Genomic DNA, 4,215 nt, shown 5'->3' with positions numbered 1-4,215 from the left:
GGCCCGGCGACGGCGATCCTGGACCTCCCGGCGTCCTGGACGGCGGCGAAGGTGGCCCTGCGCTTCGCCGCGGAAGGCACCGACGAGGACCCGGGCACCCAGGTGGTCCACGCCGAGGAGCTGGGCGCCCTGGCCGTGCTGGCCGAGGTGGGCGACCAGTCGAACACCCCGGACGTGCGGGCGCTGGGCCACGCGGCCGCGGCGGCGCCCTGGATGCTGACCACCCTGCACACGATGGCGACAAGCATCAGCCTGCGCGCGGCGGCGACGACACTGCGGCTGCACCACTCGACGCTGCAGGACAGAATCACCCACGCGGAGCACCTGCTGGGCTGGAACGTCCGCTCCCCGCAAGGCCGCCTGCGCCTCCAACTGGCGCTGGCCCTGCGTCGACTGCACCGGCACCCGTGATGGAGCTCCAGCGCCTGACCGAGCGGCACGCGGCCGAGGTGTTGCGCTTCGAGCGGGAGAACAGGGAATGGTTCACCCGCTCGATCTCGGACCGCGGCGACAACTACTTCACGGAGTTCCCGGCCCGCCACGCGGCGCTGCTGGCGGAACAGGCGACCGGGCTGTGCCACTTCCACGTTGCGGTGGATGAGGAGGGCGCGGTGATCGGCCGGTTCAACCTGGTGGACGCGGTGGACGGGGCCGCGGAGCTGGGCTTCCGGGTGGCGCAGCGGGTCGCGGGGCGCGGCGTGGCCACGGCCGGGGTCCGCCGGATCTGCGACCTGGCGGCCGGCGCGTACGGCCTGAGCAGGCTGATCGCGGACGCGGCGCGAGACAACGCCGGATCGCTGAAGGTGCTGCGCCGTACTGGTTTCCGGCCGGTCGGCGAGGTGTCGTTGCCCGGTCGCCCCGGAATCCGCCACATCCTCGAACTGCGGCCGGCTGCTCCCGGCTCGCCCGAAACGAACACGCCCGCGAGTCTGGGGAGGCGATCAGCAGAGCGCCAGTGAGAAGCGAGGCATCCAAGATGACCAATCCAACAGCTACGTTCTCGGCTTTCGCAGCCTCGATTGCCGCCGTCCTGGCGGCGCTCAATCTGTATCTGTCGGGCCGCAGAGAACAGCATCGCTGGGCCCGGGACGTGCTGGTCGATGTCTTCGTGACGTTCCTGAACGCCGACTTCGCGAGCGCCGGCGCCTGCAACAGACTCGCGGATCTCCGCCGATCCGGCGTCGGCCCCGACCAGGACACCACCGTCCGGGACGACATTCACCGCGCGCACGATGAGCAGACCGAGATGCTGACCAAGATGCGTCTGCTCACCACTCCGGCAGTGGTGGAGGCAGCCATGGGACTCCACGTGGCCGGCCATGCCTACGTCGCGTTCGTCGAAGAGGCCGAACCGGCTCCGGAACCGAAGGCACAACGCGTCGCGGGACAAGAGGTGTGGCAAGCCCGCCGCACATTCCTCGCGGCGGCAAAAGCCGAGATCGGACTCAAGACCGGAGTGTCAGCGGTCTCGCACGCCCTGTTGTAGCTGCTCGAGGGCCGCTGCCCAGGCTTCGAAGTACAGCTCGCGGGGCACCTTGAACCACCTCGTGTAGGTGTTCGACTCCCGCACCTCGTCCCAGCCCCCGTCCCCCTCCGCGACGAAGACGTGGTCGCCGTGCTGCCAGAGCATGACGTTCCAGCCCTGATCGGAGTCGTGGTACGGCTCGGTCAACGTGCCGCAGGGGACGTCGGCGAGGGTCCAGGCCCGCATCTCGGCCTCGTTCTCCTTCAACCAGACCCAAGGCATGACAATCCCCAGCGACGGGACTGTGTAGGTGAGCTTGAGGCCGTACGCCCAGGTCGCGAACTCGACGGTGAGGTCACGCGCCTCGGGAAACTCGTCCTCGCTGAACCCGACCAACCCGGTCGTCAGATAGTCGATATGCATCAACCGCAGTCTGCCACGCCGGCCAGCGGCGCCGGGTCCTCGAGATTTGGTAGTAGAACGGCCTCGAATTTTGGTAGTTGTGACGGCGCGACTCTGGTGGTTTCCCGTGCAGGCGCTCACCGGACGAACCGGGCGGGGTCATCGCCGGGGTGGCGGCCGATGACTCGCCCTCCGTCACACCGGCGGGCCCGTCAACGTGGCGCGCCGCCGCGAGCGCTTCAGGGCCATCCACAGTGTCGCCAGGATCGGCGCGTACACCATGACAGCGACCACCCAACCCCACCAGAACCGGCCACTGCCCACCCCCGCGCTGAAGCCCTCGCCCGTCCAGCGGGCGACATAGGACAGCAGCGGCAGGTAGAAGACGGCGAAGTACCCCACCGCCAGCCCGCACCCCGCAAGCCAAACCCACCGGAACCACGCCCCCACCCGCAGGTCCTGGGGATCGGCCTGGTCGAGTTCGGCGCGCTGCCGCTGGTCCAGGCGGCCGACCGCGCGCCGGAGCAGGAGCGACTTGACGCGCCACAGGTCTCGGCAGCCGGTGGCCGTGACCAGGACGCCGTACAGGTCGGTGCGCAGGAAGATCATGCACTGCCAGAGGGTGCTCGCCACCAGCACGAACACCAGCGCCGGCAGGGGCTGGACGGGGCCGGCCACGAGCTGCGCGATCAGGAGGGCCGCGATCAGGACAGCGTCGATGGCCAGGCCCGCGAGCTGGGGCCCGTACCGTTTGCGGCGCGGGACGCTCCAGAGCTGGGACAGGTCGGTCTCGAAGACCAGGAAGAACAGCCGCCGGTCGACGCCGAACCGGGTGCGCAGGTCCAGCGCCCGGGCGGCCAGCCAGTGCCAGCTCTCGTGCACCGCGACCAGCGCGTAGGTGACCGGCAGCATCAGCAGCAGGCTGGTGCCGATGTCGCCGGTCACCAGCAGGTCGGTGGGCCGCGGCCACAAATCTGGGCGTACGGCGAAGCACGCCACCGCCACCAGCGCGGCGAGGCCGTAGCCGCACCAGGCCACCGCGGAGAACAACGGCCGCACCAGGACGGCCGGTGGTCCGCCGATCCACCCCCGTTGTTGCACCGGCGCGGTCGCCTCCGGTGCGGCCGTCCGCGCCTCGTCGTCGATGAAACCGAGCTGGCTCAGCGCCGTCAGGAAGTCCGCCATGTCCACCGGCTCACCGGCGATGGCCGAGGCGCGCTCGCCGGCTTCGGCCACGGTTGCGCCGGCGAGCAGCGCCCGCACCACCACACCACCCACCGCGGGCACGGCGACGAACGTGCCCTGCTCCGGGTCGCCGATGAGCACGTCGTCGCCGTCGTCGACCACCGACAGCGGCCGGAGCCGGACGGTGGCATCCCCGGGCACCGGTACGACACTCACGTCGGTGCCCCGGCCGAACGGGCAACGGCGGCCGCGGCGCACAGCGCACATTCCGGGTTCCGCGGCCACGGCTCCCGGCGCTGGGCCCCACCGGCGGAGACGTCCAGCAGCACCTCGGCCCCGGCCGCGTACGGCGGCTCGTAGCCGGTCAGGTACCGCAGCGCCTCGAACGCCACCAGTGATCCGATCAGCGCCGCCGAGGGTCCGTTCGCCCGGTTCACCCGCGGGATCCGGGCGCTGAGGCGCTGGGCCGTCACGGCCGCCGGTGGCAGCACCGCCGACGCGATGCCCTTGCCGTCGCCGTACGCGTGCACCCGGCACTCGTAGCAGCCGCTGCGTCCCGGGTCGACGGAGAAGTAGATGAGCTGGGAACCGGTCATGCCGCCCCGCACCCAGGGGATCCCGGCCCGCACGCAGGCCTCGTTGACCCAGTTGTCGATGCGTTCACCCTGGTCGATGCCGGACACCACCAGGTCCACGCCGTCCAGCAGGCCGGTCACGTCGTCCGGCCCGCGTACCCAGCGGCGCACCGCTTGCACGTCGATGCCCGGGTTGAAGGCGCGCACCCAGTCGGCGGCCCGTTCCACCTTCGGACTACCGAGGTCGGCCTCGCGGTAGAGGAACTGCCGGGCCAGGTTCTTCGGCTCCACCTCGTCGTCGTCGAGCAGGGTGAGCCGGCCAACGCCGAGCCCGGCCAGGCTCTGCAGCACGTTGGAGCCGAGCCCGCCGGTGCCCAGTTGCAGCACGTGGGCGTCGCGGACCCGCTGCTGGAGGTCCGCCTCGTTCGCCTCGAGCGACGCGTACAGCTCGAAGAAGGCCAGGTTGCTGAAGTCGCGGCCGGCCCGCTCGCGGTCGACGGCGCGGTCCACGTCGCGCAGCATCCGCAGGCCGTCGAGCGCGGTCAGCGCTTCGGTGAGCTCGCCGGGGCTGACCGCCGGACCGTCGGC

6 protein-coding genes are annotated in these 4,215 nt (G+C 71.2%); 3 read left to right on the top strand and 3 right to left on the bottom strand.

The features are described from left to right. The 3 genes from AB0C29_RS36430 to AB0C29_RS36420 all read left to right on the top strand — a co-directional run. Positions 1-411, top strand: a 411-nt coding sequence (locus tag AB0C29_RS36430; RefSeq protein ID WP_360830264.1) for a helix-turn-helix domain-containing protein, incomplete at its 5' end; no start/stop codon positions are given. After that, positions 411-959, top strand: coding sequence for a GNAT family N-acetyltransferase (locus AB0C29_RS36425; protein ID WP_360830261.1), 549 nt, complete (start codon positions 411-413; stop codon positions 957-959). The genes AB0C29_RS36430 and AB0C29_RS36425, both read left to right, overlap by 1 nt. A gap of 17 nt (positions 960-976) precedes the next feature. Then, positions 977-1,486, top strand: a complete 510-nt coding sequence (locus AB0C29_RS36420) for a hypothetical protein (protein WP_360830258.1) — start codon at positions 977-979, stop codon at positions 1,484-1,486. Here AB0C29_RS36420 and AB0C29_RS36415 read toward each other — a convergent pair. The 3 genes from AB0C29_RS36415 to AB0C29_RS36405 all read right to left on the bottom strand — a co-directional run. Next, positions 1,460-1,888 carry a hypothetical protein gene (locus AB0C29_RS36415; RefSeq protein WP_360830255.1) on the bottom strand — a complete coding sequence of 143 codons (429 nt, stop codon included), beginning with the start codon at positions 1,886-1,888 and terminating at the stop codon, positions 1,460-1,462. The genes AB0C29_RS36420 and AB0C29_RS36415 overlap by 27 nt on opposite strands. Before the next feature lie 174 nt (positions 1,889-2,062). Continuing rightward, entirely contained in the window at positions 2,063-3,268 is a 1,206-nt protein-coding gene (locus AB0C29_RS36410) for a hypothetical protein (protein WP_360830252.1), read from the bottom strand. Continuing rightward, positions 3,265-4,215: ThiF family adenylyltransferase (locus AB0C29_RS36405; protein ID WP_360830249.1), on the bottom strand; the 951-nt coding region annotated here is incomplete at its 5' end. The genes AB0C29_RS36405 and AB0C29_RS36410, both read right to left, overlap by 4 nt.

It is taken from the genome of Actinoplanes sp. NPDC048791 (assembly GCF_040650095.1).
Lineage (GTDB): Bacteria > Actinomycetota > Actinomycetes > Mycobacteriales > Micromonosporaceae > Actinoplanes.
The sequence above is the reverse complement of the archived record's forward strand: the minus strand, read 5'-3'. Positions and strand labels throughout refer to the sequence as shown.

Excerpts from the sequence above, each read along its gene's own strand:
- AB0C29_RS36425 (WP_360830261.1), top strand. The coding sequence starts at position 411 with ATGGAGCTCCAGCGCCTGACCGAGCGGCACGCGGCCGAGGTGTTGCGC.
- AB0C29_RS36420 (WP_360830258.1), top strand. The coding sequence starts at position 977 with ATGACCAATCCAACAGCTACGTTCTCGGCTTTCGCAGCCTCGATTGCC.
- AB0C29_RS36415 (WP_360830255.1), bottom strand. The coding sequence starts at position 1,888 with ATGCATATCGACTATCTGACGACCGGGTTGGTCGGGTTCAGCGAGGAC.